Below are 17946 nucleotides of genomic sequence, written 5' to 3' on the forward strand. Positions count from 1 at the left end.
GACGGGTACCCGCCCTTGAGCCGCAGGCCTGCCCCCATGATCCAGTCCCTGGTCCGCCACATCCATTACCGTGTGGAGCGCTTCCTGGCGCTGGATAACTGGGGCGAGATCCTGCTGCTGGCCCTGTCGTTGGCGGGATTGGCCGTGGCCAACTCCAGCCTGGCGCCAAGCTATTTCCATGCGCTGCATGCGCCGCTGGGCGTCGGCCCCGCCACCCTGTCGGTGGAGCAATGGGTCAATGATCTGCTGATGGCGCTGTTCTTCCTGCTGGTGGGGCTGGAGATCAAGCGGGAGATGGTGGGCGGCGACCTGTCCAGCCCGTCGCAGATCGCCCTACCCGGCATCGCCGCCCTGGGCGGCGTGCTGTTCCCGGTGCTGATCTACATCGCCCTGAACTGGGGTCACGCCGATGCACTGACCGGCTGGGCAACGCCGGCCGCCACCGACATCGCCTTCGCCCTGGCGGCATTGTCGGCCTTCGGGCGCGGCCTGCCTCGCTCCGCTTTCCTGTTCCTGTCGTCGCTGGCCATCTTCGACGACCTGGCGGCCATCCTGATCATCGCCCTGTTCTACAGCGGCGGCTTGTCCTGGCCGGACCTGGGCCTGGCCACCCTGGCTCTGGCGGTGCTGGTCGGCATGAACCGGATGGGCGTGCGCCGGCTGGCGCCCTACCTGGTGGTGGGCCTGGCGCTGTGGGTGGCGGTGCTGCGCTCCGGCATCCACGCCACCATGGCCGGCGTGCTGCTGGCCCTGACCATCCCCCTGGGCAGCGAGGAGGACGAGGCCGCCGGCCGGTCCCCGCTGCACCGGCTGGAGTCGGCCCTGCACCCTCTCGTCTATTTCGGCGTGCTGCCCCTGTTCGGTTTCGCCAACGCCGGCGTCAGCTTCCAGGGCCTGGACTGGTCCAGCCTGCTGGACCCCGTGCCATTGGGCATCGCGCTGGGCCTGTTCCTGGGCAAACAGCTGGGCGTCTTCGCGTTTACGCTGGGGGCCGTGCGCCTGGGCCTGGCCCAGCTGCCGGCGCAGGTGGACTGGGGCACCCTCTACGGCATCGCCATGCTGTGCGGCATCGGCTTCACCATGAGCCTGTTCATCGCCGGCCTGGCCTTCCCCGACGCGGCGTTGGCGGGGGAGGCCAAGCTGGGCGTGTTCAGCGGCTCGCTGATCTCAGCCCTGGGCGGCGGGCTGTGGCTGGCCGTGGCACGGCGGAAAGCCTAAAGGCGGGCGCCGGCCAGCGCCCCCTGGGCCAGCAGCGTGTGCAGCATGGCCTGCAAATCCAGCTCCGGTTCCACCAGCAGGCCGGCCTCGGCCGCTTGCGTCAGCATGTCGCCATTCAGCAGCGACTGGATGGCGGCGGCGGCCCCGGGCGGCAGCGAGACGCAAACGATGCCATCCGCCGGGCGCAGCACCAGCACCTCGCCATCCGCAGCGGCCGGCGCCGGCGGCACCCAGGTTTCATCCTCCTGCGCCTGGCGCCACAGGGGCAGCACGTCATGCCCCAGCCACAGCACCCGGGCGGCGGGGTGGGGGATGAAGCGCAGCCGGGCATAGTCGCCGGGGGGGAAGGCCGCCAGTTGCTCCACCGTCAGCACGGGGGCGTCGGCGGCGAAGTAGGCCTCCATCACCGCCCATTCCAGGCGCGCCATGTCGGCCGCCCCGGCGTCCAGCCCTGCCAGCGCCGCGGGGAAGCCGCCGCCGTAGGCCGCCAGTTGCGGTCGCGCGGGCGGGTGGGCGCGCACGAAGTCCAGGGCCGCCGCGCGGAAGGCCGGCACGCCCATCAGCCGCAAGGTGACGGGGAAGGCGGCGGCCAGCGCCTCCGCCAAGGATTGCTGGACGTTGGCGCGATAAATCTTCAGCCGCGCCCCGGCCACCGCGCCGGGAGCGAGGTCCAATCCGGCCCCGCCCTCACCGCCGCCGGCGGCCAGCAGTGCCCGCTGCATCTGTTGCTGGAAGGCCTCAAGCATGCGGCGCCACACCGTCCAGCAACGACTGGGCGTGGGCCGCCTCCTCCAGCAGCACCTCCAGCGGCGGCACGTCCATGTCCCATTCCACCAACACCGGCAGCGGCCCGGTGCGGGCCAGCACGCCGGCCAGCAAATCCCAGACGGAGTCCGACACCCGGCTGCCATGGTCGTCGATCAGCACCACGCCGCCGGCCACCGCATCCGGGCCCACCCAGGGGGCGAAAGCCTCGCGCCGATGGCCGGCCACATGGATCTCGCCCACCGCCTCCAACGGGAAATCCGCCAGATAGGCGGCAGCGTCGAAGCCCAGGTTGTGGGCGCAGACCACCACGTTGTTCACATCCAGCAGCAGGCCGCAGCCGGTGCGGGCCACCAGTTCCGCCAGGAACCGCGGTTCGGGAATGGCCTCCACCCCCGGCGGCAGGGTCAGCGGCATGTAGAGGGAGGGATTTTCCACCAGCAGGCGGCGGCCCAGGACGTCCTGGGCATGGGCGATGTTGACCGTCACCACGTCCAGCGTCTCCGCCGTCAGCGGCAGGGGCAGCAAATCGTTGAGGTAGGCGCCGCCGGTACCGGTCCAGGCCAGATGGTCGGAGATCTGGTCGGGCCGCAGCCGGTCGTACAGCTGGCGCAGATTGGCCAGGTGATCGGCATCCAGCCCGGCAGCACTGCCCAGGGACAGCCCCACCCCATGGCAGGACAGGGCGTAGTCGCGGCGGATGGTTTCCAACGCCGCCAGGCGCGGCCCGCCCGCGACCAGATAGGTTTCGCTGTGCACCTCCACCCAGGCCACGTCCGGCCGATCCCTGCTCAGGAAAGCCGGAACGTGCGGGTGGCGCAGGCCGATGCCGGCGCGGCGCGGCAGGGTAACGGCCGGGGTGGCGCCCGGGGCCGGGGCGGCGGTGTCCATGGGCGCCCTTCTGTCCACGGGGGGGCCGGCCGTTCAGTCTTGCGCCGGCTTCGGCACGGCCGCCTTGGGGGGCTTGCCCACACCTTTGAACGGCTTCAGCTTGCCGCCCATGGTCTTGCACTCGCCCTTGGCCACGTCCAGGTATTCCTGGCCGTCGTAGTCCACCTTGGACATGGCGCCGCAATCGTGGGTGCCGGCCGCCGACGCGCAGGAATTCTCCCCCGCCTTGGCGACGCCGTAGCACTTTTCCCGGCCGGGGGCCAAGGGGGCGTCATGCGCCGCGGCGCTGAGCGCCGTCAGGGCGCCGGCCAGGGCCAAGGCTGCGGTCAGGGCGGTGGTTCGGTCGGTCATCAGGCCATCCTTCGGCAAAGACGGGCGCCATCGCGCGCCCAGGGCCGCGCCCCGCTGGGGACGGGCCCGCAGACCCTACGCCCTTTGGCGCCGCGACAAAACCCCTGCCTTGCGTGTGAAATCGACGCGGTGGGGGCACGATTGGTGCGGCGAATGGAACAATGAATTCCAGGTGACCTTGATTGTGGGCAAGGGCGGCGCGACTTAGATTAGGCCCGTACCGCCGCTCACCACCCGTCCACCGGGTGGCGGCCGGCGCTCCCTCCCTCTCCGGCCGTCCGGCCTGCTTCCACAAGGACCATCCCATGAAGCGCATTCCCGCCCTGATGCTGGCCGCCGCCCTGCTGGCCGCCCCCGCCACGGCCCTGGCCCAGGCGACCACCGACCTCAGCAAGGTCGAGGGTGGCCACTTCACCCTGGACAAGAGCCACGCCAAGGTGGTGTTCGCCATCACCCACTTCGGCTTCTCCACCTATTACGGCGCCTTCCCGGACCTGGAAGGCACGCTGGACTTCGACCCCAAGGCGCCGGCCAAGAGCAAGCTGGACGTGACCATCAACGTGAAGGGCCTGGCCACCGCCAACCCGAAGCTGGATGAGCACCTGAACAGCCCGGACTTCTTCGACACCGCCAAGTTCCCGACCGCCACCTTCAAGACCACCAAGATCGAGGTGACCGGCGCCACCACCGGCAAGATCACCGGCGACCTGACCCTGCACGGCGTGACCAAGCCCGTGACCCTGGACGCCAGCTTCCACGGCGGCGGCAGCAACCCGATGACCAAGGCCTATGTCGTCGGCTTCGACGCCAAGGCGCAGGTGAAGCGGTCCGAATTCGGCGTCGACAAGTACGTGCCCTACGTCGGTGACGAGGTCGAGCTGCTGATCAGCGGCGAATTCGACCGCGCCCAGTAATAGCGTTACTATCCATCGCCTTGTCGGACTGAAGGGGGAGCCGGACCATGACCGTCGCGGCGCGTTACAACAGCGTGGCCATCCTGGTTCATTGGCTGACCGTCATCGCCATCCTTGCCCTGTTGATCATGGGCTGGACGATGACGTCGCTGCCGCCCGGCTCCCCCGACCAGTTCAAGCTGTTCCAGTTGCACAAGTCGGTGGGCATCACCGTGCTGGTCCTGACCCTGTTCCGGGCGGCCTGGCGTCTGGCCCATCGGCCCCCACCCTTGCCGGCCCACATGCCGGCGTGGGAGAAGTGGGCCGCCCACCTGGGCCATGCCGGCCTGTACGCCCTGCTGCTGGGCATGCCGCTGACCGGCTGGGCGGTCGTCTCCACCTCGAAATTCAACATCCCGACCGTGCTGTACGGCCTCATCCCCTTCCCCCACATGCCCGTCCTGGCCGACCTGGAGAACAAGGCGCCGATCAACGACGTGGTGTCGGAGGCGCATGAGCTGGCCGCCTGGATCCTGGTGGCCCTGGTGGTGGTCCACGCCCTGGCGGCGCTGCGTCACCATTTCCTGGTCAAGGATGACGTGCTGCTGCGCATGGTTCCCCGTTTCGGCCGCCGGGCGCCCGCGCCGGCCGCCCTGCAAGATTGAGGGTATCCATCATGAAGTTCCTCACCCCGCGCGTTGCCACCACCTGGGCCACCGCCACCCTCCTGGGCGCCCTGTTGCTGGCCGGCCCGGCCTCGGCCGCCGGCTGGACCGTGGACACCGCCCATAGCAAGCTGGGCTTCACCGGCAGCCAGAGCGGCACCGCCTTCAGCGGTCAGTTCACCCGCTGGGACGCCACCATCGATTTCGACCCGGCCAACCCGGCCATCGGCCACGCCACCGTCACCATCGACATGGCCAGCGCCAAGACCGGCGACGTGCAGAAGGACCAGTCCCTGCCCGAAGCCGACTGGTTCAGCACCAAGGCCTTCCCCAAGGCGGTGTTCGAGGCCACCAGCTTCAAGGCCAAGGGCGGCAACCAGTATGACGCGGTGGGCACCCTGACCATCCGCGGCATCAAAAAGGACGTGACCCTGCCCTTCACCCTGGCCGTGGCCGGCGGCAAGGCCCATGCCGTGGGCAAGCTGGACCTGGTGCGCACCGACTATGGCGTGGGCCAGGGCGCCTGGGGCGACGGCAAGATGGTGGCTTTGGCCGTCAGCGTCACCGTCGACCTGACCGCCACGGCCAAATAAGCCGTATCACGGCAAGCGCGTGAACGAGGCGGCCCCGGCGCGATGGCGTCCGGGGCCGTTCGTTTTACAGCGTATGCTACGCGGGGTCGCAGGCCCCACCGCCGGCCCGTCGATTACCATGGGGGACCGCCGCACCGCATTCCTGGAGGCCGTTCCCGTGACCCCGCGCCCGTCCATCCTGACCCCCGTCCTGTCCATCCTGATGCTGGCCGCCCTGCTGTTGCCCGCGCCCGCCGGGGCCGCGACCTGGACGGTGGACAAGGGCGAAAGTGTGCTGGGGTTCATCGGCAAGCAGAGCGACAAGGAATTCACCGGCCGCTTCGGCCGCTGGGATGCCGCCATCGACTTCGACCCCGCAGACCCCGCCGCCGGCCATGCCAAGGTGACCATCGCCATGGGCAGCGCCATGATCGGCGACGCGGAGAAGGACCAGGCCTTGCCCGGCGAGGACTGGTTCAACATCCAGGCCTTCCCCGACGCGGTGTTCGAGGCCACGACCTTCCGCGCCAAGGGCGGCAACCAATATGACGCGGTGGGCACCCTGACCATCCGCGGCATCAGGAAGGATGTCGTCCTGCCCTTCACCCTGGATATCGCCGATGGCAAGGCCCACGCCGTGGGCCGGCTGGACCTGGTGCGCACCGACTATGACGTCGGCGGCCACGGCCTGTTCAGCAAGGGCCGGACGGTGGACCTGAACGTGGCGGTGGTCGTCGATCTCATGGCCACGCCCCAGCCCTGACCACCGCCCATTACCAAAGGGTAGCGTCGGCGGCGCATTGGGGGAAGGCCGCCGCGACCATGATGCAGCGCAAAGACTGCGCCATTTCATTGGGTTATCTTTTCCCGGAACGGCCCCCGACGGATCCATTGAGAAGAGAGCCCCGCCCCATGCGCGCCCATGACGTGATGACCGAGGATGTCCTGACCCTGGCGCCCGACACGCCGGTCAGCCGCATCGCCACCCTGCTGCTGGACCGGGGCGTCAGCGCCGCGCCGGTGGTGGACGGCCATGGCGGCGTCATCGGCATGGTCAGCGAAGGCGACCTGATCAACCGGGAAGAGGCGGGCGCCGACCATGAAGCGCGGCGCGACTGGTGGCTGGCCCTGGTGGCGGAAGGCGAGCAGTTGCCCGCCTATTGGGCCGACGCCCAGAATCGCGAGCGCACCGCCCGCGACGTCATGGCCGCCCCAGTCATCACCGTCGACATCAACACCGATACTGCCGACATCGCGCGCCTGCTGATGACCCATGGCATCAAGCGCGTGCCCGTGGTGCTGGACGGATCGCTGGTGGGCATCGTGTCACGCGCCGACCTGTTGAAGGTGCTGGCGGCCGAGCCCGCCGAGAAGACCGAGGCGGCGCACCGCCCCGGCCTGTTCCAGCGGTGGGAGAGGAAGGCGCCGCCCGCGCAGGCACCGGTGCGTGAGCCGGCGCATGAACCCCTGTTCCGCGCCGCCGACTTCCGCCACCTGGTGGGCAATTTCCACGACGAGAACGCCCGCCAGCTGGCCAACCAGCGCAAGGAGGCGCTGGCCCGCCGGCAGGAGAAGGTGCAGGAACTGATCGACCATCATGTGGCCGACCATGGCTGGCACAAGCTGCTGGAGGGCGCGCACGACGCCGCCGCGCGGGGCGAGAAGGAATTCCTGCTGCTGCGGTTCCCGGCGGAATTGTGCAGCGACGGCGCCCGCGCCATCAACGCCCCGGAACCGGACTGGCCCCGCACCCTGCGGGGCGAGGCGGCCGAGATCTACCAGCGCTGGCACCATGAGCTGCAGCCGGCGGGCTTCAGCCTGACCGCCCGCGTCCTGGACTTCCCCAACGGCTTCCCCGGCGACGTCGGCCTGTTCCTGGTCTGGGGCGACGCGGAGGGGTAAGCGCGCCCCGACTGCGGCGGCATGGGGAAATCTCATGCCGCCAACAGGACCCCGATCAAATCCCCGACGTATCCCGCACAGCGCCCCGCGAGGCGGAGGTGGCGAAGTAGGCGTAGGCCTTGAGCGCGCCGGAGACCTGGCGGTCACGGGTGGCGGGCTTCCAGGCCTTCGCCCCTTTGGCCTTCATGGCGTCGCGGCGGCGTTCCAGCTCGCCGTCCTCCACATCCAGGTGGATGCTGCGGTTGGGGATGTCGATGACGATGCGGTCGCCTTCCTCCACCAGGCCGATGGTGCCGCCCTCGGCCGCCTCGGGCGAGATGTGGCCGATGGACAGGCCGGAGCTGCCGCCGGAGAAGCGGCCGTCCGTCACCAGGGCGCAGACCTTACCCAGGCCCTTGGACTTAAGGTAGCTGGTCGGGTACAGCATTTCCTGCATGCCGGGGCCGCCGCGCGGCCCCTCATAGCGGATCAGCACCACGTCACCCGCCTGCACCCGGTTGCCCAGGATGGCGGAGACGGCGTCGTCCTGGCTTTCGAACACGCGGGCCTTGCCGGCGAAGGTCAGGGCCGCCGGGTCCACGCCCGCCGTCTTCACGATGCAGCCGTCGACCGCCAGGTTGCCGTACAGAACGGCCAGTCCGCCGTCCTGACTGAAGGCGTTTTCCTTGCTGCGGATGATGCCATTCACCCGGTCACGGTCCAGGCTGGTGTAGCGTGACGCCTGGCTGAAGGCCTGGGTGGTGCGCACGCCACCGGGCGCTGCCGCGTAGAACTCAGCGATGTCGGCATCGTTGGCGCGGGTGATGTCCCAGCGGTCCACGGCGGCGCCGATGGTGGGGGCGTGCACGGTGGGCACGTCGCGGTGCAGCAGGCCGGCGCGGTCCAGTTCCCCCAGGATGCCCATGATGCCGCCGGCGCGGTGCACGTCCTCGATATGCACCGTGGCGGAGGACGGCGCCACCTTGCACAGGTGGGGCACGCGGCGCGACATGCGGTCGATGTCGGCCATGGTGAAGTCCACCCCGCCCTCATACGCCGCCGCCAGCAGGTGCAGCACGGTGTTGGTGGACCCGCCCATGGCAATGTCCAGGGCGATGGCGTTCTCAAACCCCTCGAACGTGGCGATGGAACGGGGCAGGACGCTGGCGTCGTCATTCTCGTACCAGCGCTTGGCGATCTCCACCGCCGTGCGACCGGCCCGCAGGAACAGGGCCTTGCGGTCGGCGTGGGTGGCCAGCACGGTGCCGTTGCCGGGCAAGCCCAGGCCCAGCGCCTCCACCAGGCAGTTCATGGAATTGGCGGTGAACATGCCGGAGCAGGAGCCGCAGGTGGGGCAGGCGTTCTGCTCCAGCGCCTGCACCTCGGCATCGCTGACGCTGTCGTCCGCCGCCGCCACCATGGCGTCGATCAGGTCGACCGAGCGGATCTCGCCATGTACGGGGGCCTTGCCGGCCTCCATGGGGCCACCGGAGACGAACACGGTGGGGATGTTGAGGCGCAGGGCGGCCATCAGCATGCCGGGCGTGATCTTGTCGCAGTTGGAAATGCAGACCAGGGCGTCGGCGCAGTGCGCGTTGACCATGTATTCCACGGCGTCGGCGATGACCTCACGCGAAGGCAGGCTGTACAGCATGCCGGCGTGGCCCATGGCGATGCCGTCATCCACCGCGATGGTGTTGAATTCCTTGGCCACGCCGCCGGCCGCCACCACCTCGCCCGCCACCAGCTGGCCCAAATCCTTCAGGTGCACGTGGCCAGGCACGAACTGGGTGAAGGAATTGGCGATGGCCACGATGGGCTTGCCGAAATCGGCATCCGTCATACCGGTGGCGCGCCACAGGCCGCGGGCGCCGGCCATGTTGCGGCCATGGGTGGTGGTGCGGGAACGAAGCTGGGGCACGGAACCAGATCCTGAAAGATTGTTACCTGACTGGGGCCAATTTCTAAAACTATCTGGCCACAGAGGCAACCTTTCCGGCGTTGGCCTGGGCGATCCCCCGGCATGCCCGGCGCGCGGGTCAGCCCCGGGCCCCAGCACCTCACCCCCGCCGCCAGCCCCGGATGCGGCCGACATTGATGGCGGCGCGGTAGGGGCGGCCGTCGGCGCCCAGGCGGGCGCCAGGCGCCAGGCGCAGAATGTCGCGGTGGTAGAAGTCGATGCCGGCGTAGGGGTCGCCCAGAAAGACCTTACGACCCTTGTCCAGCACCAGCAGGCTGTCGCACGATTCTTCCAGCAGGGCGCTGGTGTGGCTGATGATCAGCACGGTGCGGCCCTCGCCGCACAGCTGCTTGATGCGGCGGCGGCACTTGTCCTGGAACCGCTCGTCGCCCACCGCCAGGATCTCATCCAGCAGCAGCACCTCGTTGCGGATGTGGGATGAGACGGCGAAGGCCAGGCGCATGTACATGCCGATGGAGTAGTGCTTCACCGGGGTGTTCAGGAAGTCGGCGATCTCCGCGAAGTCGATGATGGCGTCCACCGCCTCGCGCGCCTCGGCTTGGGTCATGCCCAGGATGGCGCCGCTGAAGTCGATATTCTCCCGCCCCGTCAGTTCGGGGTGGAAGCCGGACCCGATCTCCAGCAGGGCGCCCACCCGGCCGCGCACCAGGGCCTCACCCTTCGTGGGCGCGGTGATGCGCGACAGGATGCGCATCAGCGTGGTCTTGCCCGAGCCATTGCGGCCAATGATGCCCAGCACGCCGCCCTGGGGCACGGTGAAACTGAGGTCGTCCAGCGCCCAAAAGCCGGCGGGTTCCGCGCGCCCGCGGCGCCCGGCCAGCAGGTCGTAGATCATGCCGCCCCGCTCGGCGCCGCCATAGCGTTTGGACAGGTGCCGCACCTCCACCGCCGGAGGCGGCAGGGCATTGGCCAGGCGGTGGGATTCGCGGGTGTTGGCGCCGACCGCCCCATCGAACGTGCACAAGGTCATGAGCGGACCCCTTCAGATCAGATCGGCCATGGCCGGTTCCGTGCGCCGCACGGTGCGCAGGCCCAGCAGCAACAGGCCGGCGGCAAAGGCCACCGACAGCAGGGCCGGCACCGGTTCCGGCGCGGGGGTGCCCAGCAGGGCGGCCCGCGCGCCCTCGATCACCGTCACCATGGGATTCAGGCGATAGAGCGTGCCCATCACCCCGTGAACCAGATGGGCAGGATAAATCACCGGGGCCGCCACCATCAGCACCTGGGTCGTCAAGGGCAGCAGGTGACCCACGTCGCGAAAGCGCAGCACCAGGGCGGACAGCACCAACGCCGCGCCAGCACCGGTGACGAGCAGCAGGGCCAGCGGCCCCAGCAGCAGCAACCAGCGCGCCTCCGGCCAGATGCGGAAGGCGGCCAGCAGCAGCGCCAGGCACACCAGGCCCGCCGCCATGTCCACCGCCGCCACCATCAATGAGGCCAGCGGCATGTGCAGGCGGGGAAAGTAGACCTTCGTGACGAAGTGGGCCTGGTGCAGAATGCTGGCGCTGGCGTCCATCAGCGCGCGCGAGAAGAACTGCCACAGCACCAGGCCGGTGAAGGCGAACACGGGATAGGGGGCCTCGCCGCCCGTGGGCACGCCCAGCAAATGGCCGAAAATCCCCCAATAGACCAGCATGAGCAGCAAGGGCTGCAGGATGGCCCAGCCCGCCCCCAACCATGTCTGGCGGTACCGGGCCTTTAGGCTACGCCGCGCCAGCATCAGCGCGATGCGCCGCGTGCGCCAAGCCTCCGCCAACCAGGGCAGCAGGCCCGGCCCCCGGGGGGTGATCAGCGTCGCGTCGGGCGACAGGGGGGCGGGCGACAGGGGGGCGGGCGACGGGGGCATGAAGGAAGCCAGGCTCATGCCCCCGCTCCCGACCGCGCGCGATCCGTGACAGTTATGCCTTTCGACATGGGTGATCCTGGACTTTAGGCGAAGGTGCGGACGTGAGGCTATCACTGCGCAACGGGCCCGCGCCTGTCGCGGCAGCCCCTTGCGAATTGACGCAGCGCCACGGGGCCCACGCCGTCCTTAGGTCCATCGGGATAGGTCGTCCGCCCTAGAAGACGAATTAACTCATTCCACAGGTTTGGGCGCCATCGTGACGCCATTGGTTAAGGGCGGAGCACACAAGGTTCCAGTCATGGCGGGCATGGGGGCGAAGGTCACGGGCAAGGGGCTGGCGTGGGCGGTGATCGCCACCATCGCGTCGTTGCTTCCGGCTTTGGCCGGGGCCGCCTTCCCGCACCGCACCGCCGGCTTCGCGCTGGCGCTGTTCCCACCCTGGACCGACCAGGCCGACCAGTTGCAGGCGCTGGCCCGGGCGGATGTCCTGCTGGTCGACGGGGGGCCGGGACGGTGGGTGGTCAAGGTGGGGAACGGCCCTTTTCCCGGTCCCCTCCTGGACGGAGGCTTGCTGGTGCCGCTCAACGGTTTCCAGGCGTGCGGTATCGCCGCCAAGGCGGCCGCGCCCTTCCGCGGCTGACATGTTTCGCAAGGTCGAGGCGATAAGATGATCAAGATGTCCTTCATCCGGGCCATGGCCCTTCGGGTCTTCGTCGTGTTCCTCTGGGTATGCGCGCCCGTGGCGGCGCTGACCGGCGGCCTGTCCGGCAACGGCTGGATGGGGCCGGGCCTGGCCGCTGCAGCCCTGGCCGCCGTGCTGACGGGCGGCCTGCTGCTGCGCCTGCCGCGGCAGACGCTGGAATATATGACGGCCCTGCTGGCGGTGGCGCAGACCTCCGTCCTGGTCATGGCGGCCTCGGGCGCGTGGCAGCTGGACTACCACATGGTCTACTTCGCCGTGCTGGCCATGCTGACGGCCTTCTGCGACTGGCGCATCATCATCCTGGCCGCCGGCGCCACCGCCGTGCATCACCTGACCCTCAGCTTCCTGGTCCCGGCCTGGGTATTCCCCGACAGCGAGGGCGACGTGCGCCGGGTGTTGTTCCATGCCGCCGTCGTCATCATGGAGACCGGCATCCTGGTGTGGCTGGCCTGGAGCCTGGAGCGCCTGTTCGCCGCCATGGACAAGGCCCTGGCCAAGGCCGAAACCGCCGCCGCCGAAACCGAGGCCCTGCGCCAGCAGCAGGAGCAGCAGGCCCAGCAGGCCCGTCAGCAGCGGGTCGCCCTGCGCCTGGCCCTGGCCGACCAGTTCGCCAGTGAAATCGCCGGCCAGACGGACCGCCTGGTCGGGGCCATGACCAACCTGTCCGACAACGCCGGCGCGCTGGACCAGTTGGCCGATAGCGCCCGCAGCTCCGCCACCGGCGCCACCGCCGAGGCGGAAGACGCCATGAGCCACGCCGGCACCGTGGCGGCGGCGGTGGAGGAGATGGCCGTGACCATCGCGGAGATCGTGCGTTCCGTCGAGGACGCCGCCAGCCGCGCCCGTTCGGCCGCCACGCAGGTGGAGGCGGTGGACCGCCAGGTCACGACCTTGGGCGAGGTCGCCACCCGCATCGGCAGCGTGGTGCAGATGATCAGCGACATCGCCGGGCAGACCAACCTGCTGGCGCTGAACGCCACCATTGAGGCGGCCCGGGCGGGTGAGGCGGGCAAGGGCTTCGCCGTCGTGGCCAGCGAGGTGAAAAGCCTGGCCAACCAGACGGCCAAGGCCACCGAGGACATCACCCAGCAAATCCAGGAAATCCAGGCCGCCGCCCAGGGTACGGCCAGCGCGGTGGCGGAGATCGCCCAGTCGGTCGCCGCCCTGGACGCCAGCTCTGGTGAGGTCGCCAATGTCATCGGCCAGCAAAGCGCGGCGGTGGATGAGATCTCGCGCAGCATTCAGTTGGTGTCGGACCGCACCCGCCGCCTGGGGGAGGCGGTGGGCGGCATGAGTGACCTGGCGACCCAGGTGGCCAGCCAGGTGACCGCCACCCGCAGCACCGCTGTCCACGCCGACGGTACGGCCAGCGCCATGCGCAGCGGCATCCAGGGCTTCCTGACCCGCCTGCGGGAGAACGCCTGACGCCTCTGGACACAGCCCGGTCATCCATGGCCGCAGCCGGTCACTCCGTCACGACCGGCCACGGTCCCGCCGCGTTTTCAGTGCGCGCCGCCGGCGTCCGCTCCGGAAGCGGCCTTCTTCAGGAACAGGATGGCGACGGCCGACAGGGCCATGGCACTGCCCAGGAAGAAGAAGGCGTCGCTGTAGGCCATCAGCCAGGCCTGGGTGCGGACCCCGGCGTCCACCTCCGCCACCGCCTGGCGCCAGGCGGTGAGGGTGTCGGGCACGCCGTGTTCCATGAACTTCCGCTGCAGCATGGCCAGGTGCTGTCGCGTGCCTTCGCCGAACAGGCTGACCTGGCCCGTCATGACGTTGGAATGGAACTGTTCGCGCTTGGTCAGCCAGGTCTGGGTCAGCGCGATGCCGACGGCGCCGCCCAGGTTGCGCATCATGTTGAACAGCCCGGAGGCGGAGCCCGCGTTCTCCTTCTCGATGCCGCCGGTGGCCAGCACCGACAGGGGGGTCATGACCAGGGCCTGGCCGAAGGCGCGCACGATGTTGGGCCAGAACAGCTGGTCCGACGCGCTGCCCAGCCACAGGTGGATGTTCATGAAGTTGCTGCCGGCGAACACGGCGGCCCCCACCAGGGCCAGCCAGCGGGCGTCGAAGCGCTTCATCAGCAGGGGCACCAGCGGGATCAGCACCAGCTGCGGCAGGCCCACCCAGGCCATGACGGACCCAATCTGCTGGGCGTTGTAGCCCTGGATTTGACCCAGGTAGCGCGGCAGCAGGTAGGAAGAGGCGTAGAGCACCACCCCCAGCAGCACGTTGGCGACGATGCCCAGGCCGAAATTGCGCCGCGCCAGCAGGCGCAGGTTCAGCAGGGGCCTGGCCACCTTGAGCTCGATGACCAGGAACGCGCCCAGCGCCACGGCGGCGATGACCGCCAGCCGCACGATGTAGGCGGAACCGAACCAGTCGTCCTTGTTGCCTTCCTCCAGCACCGTCTGCAGGCAGGCCAGGCCCACGGCCATGGTGGCGATGCCCCACCAATCACCCTGGCGCAGCAGGCTCAGGCGCACGGGCGCCCGCTCCAGCGAGGCCCAAAGCGCCCCGACCATGAACACGCCCGGCACCAGATTGATGTAAAAGATGTATTTCCAGCCGTAGGTCTCGGTCAGGTAGCCACCGATGGTGGGACCGATGGCGGGCGCGAAGGTGGCGGTCAGGGCGAACAGGGCCAGGCCCAGCGGATGCCGCGACTTGGGCAGCAGGGTGATGATGAGGGTGAAGGCCATGGGGATCAGCACGCCGCCGCAGAAACCCTGGATGGCACGCAGCACAATCATCTGCTGCAGGTTCTGCGCGAAGGCGCAGGCCACGGAAAAGACCAGGAACAGCACCGTGTTGGTGATCAGGTAGCGGCGCACGCTGAACACCTGGCTCATGAAGCCGGACAGCGGGATGACGATGATCTCGCCGATCAGGTAGGCGGTGGCGACCCAGCCGCCATCGTCCACGCCGGCACCGATGCCGCCCTGGATGTCGGCCAGTGAGGCGTTGACGATCTGGATGTTCAGCACCGCCATGAAGGCGCCCAGCACTGAGCCCAGCACGGCCAGCCAGGTCTTGAACGGCACGTGGTCGGCGGCCGGGATGGAGGGCGCGGCCCGGCCCCCGCCGTGAGGGGCCGGGCCGCTGGCCGGCGGCAGGGTGCGGGGGAGGGTGCCGCCGGCGGTCAGGATGGTGCTGCTGTCGAAGGGAGCCATGGCTTGGAGCCTTCAGCGATCCGATGCGGCCCTCAGCGGGCCATGGGGTAGAGGCCTGACGTGGATGTCGCCAGCTGCGGCGCCTGGGCCGCGTGGGCGGGCTGCACCCGGGTATCGATCACCGGCTCGGCCGACATGCCGGGGCGCAGCAGTCCCGCCAGGGGCTGGCCTTCATCCAGCACGATCTTGATGGGGATGCGCTGCACGATCTTGGTGAAGTTGCCGGTGGCGTTGTCCGGCGGCAGCAGGGCGAAACTGGTGCCGCTGGCGGGCGACAGGCTGTCCACCCGGCCCTTCAGCGTGGTGCCGGGGAAGCTGTCCACCGTCACCTGCACCGGCTGGCCGGGACGCACCTCGGTCAGCTGGGTCTCCTTGAAATTGGCCAGCACGTAGACCTGGGACAGGGGCACCACGGCCATCAGCTGCGTGCCGGCCTGGACCAGCTGGCCCACGCGCAGGGTGCGGGCACCCACCGTGCCGTCGATGGGCGCGGCGATGGTCGTGTAGGACAGGTTCAGCTCCGCCTGGCGGGCGATGGCCTGGGCGCGATCCAGCACGGTCGCGGCCTTGGCCTCGGCCGTGGCCAGCACGTCCACCTGCTTCTGCGCCGCCACCAGGGCCGCCTGGTCGCGCTGCAGGGTCGATGCCTTGTCCGTCACCGCCGCCTCGGTCTGCTGGGCGCGCTGCACCGTGCCGAATCCGGTCTTCATGAGGTCGCGATAGCGGTCGCGGTCCTGGCGGGCGAAGGTCAGGTTGGCCTGGTCGGCGGCCAGCGCCGCCTGGGCCTGGGCCACCACCGCCTGCTGCTGCGTGCGCTGGGCCTGGATGTTGCGGATGTCGGCCTCGGCCGTGGCCACGTCGGCCGTGGCCTGGTCCAGCGCCGTGCGGAAGTCGCGGTCGTCGATGCGGGCCAGCACCTGGCCGGCCTTCACCGGCTGGTTGTCCTCCACCAGCACTTCCGCGATATAGCCCGACACCTTGGGCGCCACCGTCGTGTAATCGGCCTGGACGTAGGCGTCGTCGGTCGATTCGAGGAAGCGCCCCGTCTTCCAATAGTAATTCCCGCCGACGGCGGCCCCACCCAAAAGCGCTATGGCCGCGACGGCGCCGGCCAATACTTTAACGGAAGACTTCTTTACAACCCCGCTCACCGCTACTCTCCTTGCATCTGATACCCGCAGGGACGACCGGGGGCGTTCCGGCCCAAGGAAGGATGGGCCGGGAATGGAACCGGAGGTCGGCGGGAAGGACCATTTCGCTATGGTCCGTTTCGTAACGGTAAGGTAGTGTGAAACCGGTGTGAGGAGCACTGCGACAAACGAAACGCTGTGTAGCGTTTCATATCCGTGACCGTGCGACGCGCATCACAGACCGGCCCCGGTCAACCAGGGGCCGGCTTAATAACCGGGGCTTCATTTTGAGCGAGGAGAGAGGGTGACGGATAAAGCCATGCGGGGGCCTGGACGGCCCCGGTCAGACCAGGCCCGGGACGCCATCCTGGATGCCGCCTTCCAGTTGCTGGAGGAAAACGGCCTGGAACGCTTCACCATCGAGGGAGTGGCCGCCCGTTCGGGCACGGCGAAGACAACCATTTACCGCTGGTGGCCGGGCAAGGGGGCCCTGGCCATGGAAGCACTGTTGGCGCATGCGGAACTGACGGTGCCGATTCCCCACACGGCGTCGGCCGTGTCCGACCTGCGCACCGTGCTGGACGGCATCGCCCGCAGCTTCGCCGGCGCCACCGGCCGGGTGGTGGCCAGCATCGTGCTGGCGGGACAGAACGACCCGCCGACGCTGAAGGTCTATCATGAAAAGGTGGTGGAACCCCGGCGGCAGCGCCTGCGCGACATCATTGAGCGGGGCAAGCGCAATGGCGAGTTCCGCCCCGACCTGCACGTGGAAACCCTGGTGGAGGCGATGTACGGCGCCCTCTACACCCGCCTGCTGATCCGTTTCAGCCCGCTGGACGAGCCAGGGTGGATGGACCGGCACATCAACCAGTTGCTGGAAGGCGCCCTGCCCCGGCCACTGTGTGGCCAGGGGGCCAAATAGGAAAAGGGCCCGGAAGTCGGGGGACTCCCGGGCCCTATCTCTTTCGGAACCGGTCTGGCGTCAGGCGGCCAGCACCGCGGGACTGACCTTGGCCCGGGCGGCCCGAACCGGGCGGCCGCCCCGCTGCTTCGCTTGGTCGCGCAAAGCCACCAGGGCGCGGGCCCAGTCGCCCAGTTCATCCCCCCGGGCGGCGGCGGCCATGACGGCGCGCAGATCGTCGTTGCCGGCCCCGGCCCAGCGGGCCAAGGGGCGGCGCAGCAGCGCCAGCAGGAACAGGGCGCTCATCATCATGGCCGCGGCCGTGCCCAGCACGCCGCCCCAGGCCGCCAGGCGACTGGTCTGCGCCTGCAGGTGGCCGGCGTCGGCCGCCAGGCCGTCCAGAACCTGGCCCTGGGTGTCGATGAAGGCCTGGGCCAGGCCGGCGGCCTGGGCGTCCAGGGGGCCCACGGTGGTGCGCAAGCGGGTCAGGGCGCCGGCCTCGTCACCGCCGCGCACGGCTGTCACCATGGCCGTCATTTCCGTCAGGGCCTGGGCCTGCGGCGCCAGGAAGGCCGCGTCGGCGGCCCGGTCGCGCAGGCCGGCGACCAGCAGCCCCATCTCCGTCAGCCGCACGGACGCGCGCTCGACAAAGGTGCCGCGATCGGCGGCCGGTTCCAGCAGGGTGTTCAGCGCGTCGCGCTGCACGGCGCGGCTGATGGCCCGCACATCCGTGGCCTGCACCAGCGTGGTCCGTGCCTGGTCCAGCGACTGGGCAACCCGCGCCGCCCGGTCCTGGCCCACCTGGCCAGCGGCCACCAGCACGCCGCCCAGGGCGGCAACACCAATGACAGGCAACAAAAACTGGACCTTCACGCGCATCTCTCAAATCCCCCGGATCGTTTCAAGGTCCCGCAGGCGCGACGCCTCGGGACAACCCACCTCGCTTGCTGGAAATCCGACTGATGGCATCCCCAAG

General features: G+C 69.5%; 18 protein-coding genes. 9 read left to right on the forward strand and 9 right to left on the reverse strand.

Going from position 1 to position 17946, the window contains the following annotated elements; all coding sequences use genetic code 11:
• Positions 1 to 36: 36 nt before the first annotated feature.
• A complete protein-coding gene (gene nhaA / locus FBZ88_RS09630) occupies positions 37 to 1218 on the forward strand; it encodes a Na+/H+ antiporter NhaA (RefSeq protein ID WP_145616602.1) in 1182 nt (393 codons plus the stop codon).
• Here nhaA and FBZ88_RS09635 read toward each other — a convergent pair.
• The 3 genes from FBZ88_RS09635 to FBZ88_RS09645 are packed head-to-tail and all read right to left on the reverse strand — an operon-like array spanning position 1215 to position 3225.
• On the reverse strand, positions 1215 to 1964 hold the full coding sequence (locus FBZ88_RS09635) for an HvfC/BufC N-terminal domain-containing protein (protein WP_145616603.1): 750 nt from the start codon (positions 1962 to 1964) through the stop codon (positions 1215 to 1217). The genes nhaA and FBZ88_RS09635 overlap by 4 nt on opposite strands.
• Positions 1957 to 2874 carry an MNIO family bufferin maturase gene (gene bufB / locus FBZ88_RS09640; RefSeq protein WP_145616604.1) on the reverse strand — a complete coding sequence of 306 codons (918 nt, stop codon included), beginning with the start codon at positions 2872 to 2874 and terminating at the stop codon, positions 1957 to 1959. Before bufB ends, FBZ88_RS09635 begins: the two co-directional genes overlap by 8 nt.
• Positions 2875 to 2907: 33 nt before the next feature.
• Positions 2908 to 3225, reverse strand: coding sequence for a BufA1 family periplasmic bufferin-type metallophore (locus tag FBZ88_RS09645; protein ID WP_186454868.1), 318 nt, complete (start codon positions 3223 to 3225; stop codon positions 2908 to 2910).
• A 305-nt stretch (positions 3226 to 3530) separates the two neighbouring features.
• Between FBZ88_RS09645 and FBZ88_RS09650 the strand changes: the two genes are divergently transcribed.
• The 5 genes from FBZ88_RS09650 to FBZ88_RS09670 all read left to right on the forward strand — a co-directional run bounded on the left by FBZ88_RS09650 (position 3531) and on the right by FBZ88_RS09670 (position 7257).
• Entirely contained in the window at positions 3531 to 4139 is a 609-nt protein-coding gene (locus tag FBZ88_RS09650) for a YceI family protein (protein ID WP_040843798.1), read from the forward strand.
• A 47-nt stretch (positions 4140 to 4186) separates the two neighbouring features.
• Positions 4187 to 4783 carry a cytochrome b gene (locus FBZ88_RS09655; RefSeq protein ID WP_145616605.1) on the forward strand — a complete coding sequence of 199 codons (597 nt, stop codon included), beginning with the start codon at positions 4187 to 4189 and terminating at the stop codon, positions 4781 to 4783.
• A gap of 11 nt (positions 4784 to 4794) precedes the next feature.
• Positions 4795 to 5376: a YceI family protein gene (locus tag FBZ88_RS09660; protein ID WP_145616606.1), complete on the forward strand. Its 582-nt coding sequence runs from the start codon at positions 4795 to 4797 to the stop codon at positions 5374 to 5376.
• Between the two features lie 157 nt (positions 5377 to 5533).
• Positions 5534 to 6118, forward strand: coding sequence for a YceI family protein (locus FBZ88_RS09665; RefSeq protein WP_145616607.1), 585 nt, complete (start codon positions 5534 to 5536; stop codon positions 6116 to 6118).
• Positions 6119 to 6267: 149 nt separating this feature from the next.
• Positions 6268 to 7257, forward strand: coding sequence for a CBS domain-containing protein (locus FBZ88_RS09670; protein WP_145616608.1), 990 nt, complete (start codon positions 6268 to 6270; stop codon positions 7255 to 7257).
• A 55-nt stretch (positions 7258 to 7312) separates the two neighbouring features.
• Here FBZ88_RS09670 and ilvD read toward each other — a convergent pair whose 3' ends face one another.
• The 3 genes from ilvD to FBZ88_RS09685 form a co-directional block, all read right to left on the reverse strand.
• Positions 7313 to 9157, reverse strand: a complete 1845-nt coding sequence (gene ilvD, locus FBZ88_RS09675; RefSeq protein ID WP_145616609.1) for a dihydroxy-acid dehydratase — start codon at positions 9155 to 9157, stop codon at positions 7313 to 7315.
• Positions 9158 to 9296: 139 nt separating this feature from the next.
• The gene (locus tag FBZ88_RS09680) at positions 9297 to 10187 is read right to left on the reverse strand and encodes an ABC transporter ATP-binding protein (protein ID WP_211102590.1); all 891 of its coding nucleotides are present in this window, start codon (positions 10185 to 10187) and stop codon (positions 9297 to 9299) included.
• Positions 10188 to 10199: 12 nt separating this feature from the next.
• On the reverse strand, positions 10200 to 11081 hold the full coding sequence (locus FBZ88_RS09685) for an ABC transporter permease (RefSeq protein ID WP_145616610.1): 882 nt from the start codon (positions 11079 to 11081) through the stop codon (positions 10200 to 10202).
• 289 nt (positions 11082 to 11370) lie between these two features.
• On the opposite strand from FBZ88_RS09685, the gene FBZ88_RS09690 reads away from it, so the two are divergent.
• Together FBZ88_RS09690 and FBZ88_RS09695 are read left to right on the forward strand one after the other, a co-directional pair.
• Positions 11371 to 11703 carry a hypothetical protein gene (locus tag FBZ88_RS09690; RefSeq protein WP_145616611.1) on the forward strand — a complete coding sequence of 111 codons (333 nt, stop codon included), beginning with the start codon at positions 11371 to 11373 and terminating at the stop codon, positions 11701 to 11703.
• Positions 11704 to 11730: 27 nt separating this feature from the next.
• The gene (locus FBZ88_RS09695) at positions 11731 to 13191 is read left to right on the forward strand and encodes a methyl-accepting chemotaxis protein (protein WP_186464304.1); all 1461 of its coding nucleotides are present in this window, start codon (positions 11731 to 11733) and stop codon (positions 13189 to 13191) included.
• Between the two features lie 77 nt (positions 13192 to 13268).
• Here the strand turns inward: FBZ88_RS09695 and FBZ88_RS09700 are convergent, their stop codons facing one another.
• On the reverse strand, positions 13269 to 14939 hold the full coding sequence (locus FBZ88_RS09700) for an MDR family MFS transporter (RefSeq protein WP_246138589.1): 1671 nt from the start codon (positions 14937 to 14939) through the stop codon (positions 13269 to 13271).
• Between the two features lie 32 nt (positions 14940 to 14971).
• Positions 14972 to 16090, reverse strand: coding sequence for an HlyD family secretion protein (locus FBZ88_RS09705; RefSeq protein WP_246138590.1), 1119 nt, complete (start codon positions 16088 to 16090; stop codon positions 14972 to 14974).
• 283 nt (positions 16091 to 16373) lie between these two features.
• On the opposite strand from FBZ88_RS09705, the gene FBZ88_RS09710 reads away from it, so the two are divergent.
• Positions 16374 to 16991 (forward strand): TetR/AcrR family transcriptional regulator, encoded by a 618-nt coding sequence (locus tag FBZ88_RS09710; protein ID WP_145616612.1) that lies wholly within the window; start codon positions 16374 to 16376, stop codon positions 16989 to 16991.
• Between the two features lie 60 nt (positions 16992 to 17051).
• On the opposite strand, the gene FBZ88_RS09715 is transcribed toward FBZ88_RS09710, so the two are convergent.
• Positions 17052 to 17849, reverse strand: coding sequence for a hypothetical protein (locus FBZ88_RS09715; RefSeq protein ID WP_145616613.1), 798 nt, complete (start codon positions 17847 to 17849; stop codon positions 17052 to 17054).
• Positions 17850 to 17946 lie beyond the last annotated feature (97 nt).

The organism is Nitrospirillum bahiense (genome assembly GCF_007828025.1).
GTDB lineage: Bacteria > Pseudomonadota > Alphaproteobacteria > Azospirillales > Azospirillaceae > Nitrospirillum > Nitrospirillum amazonense.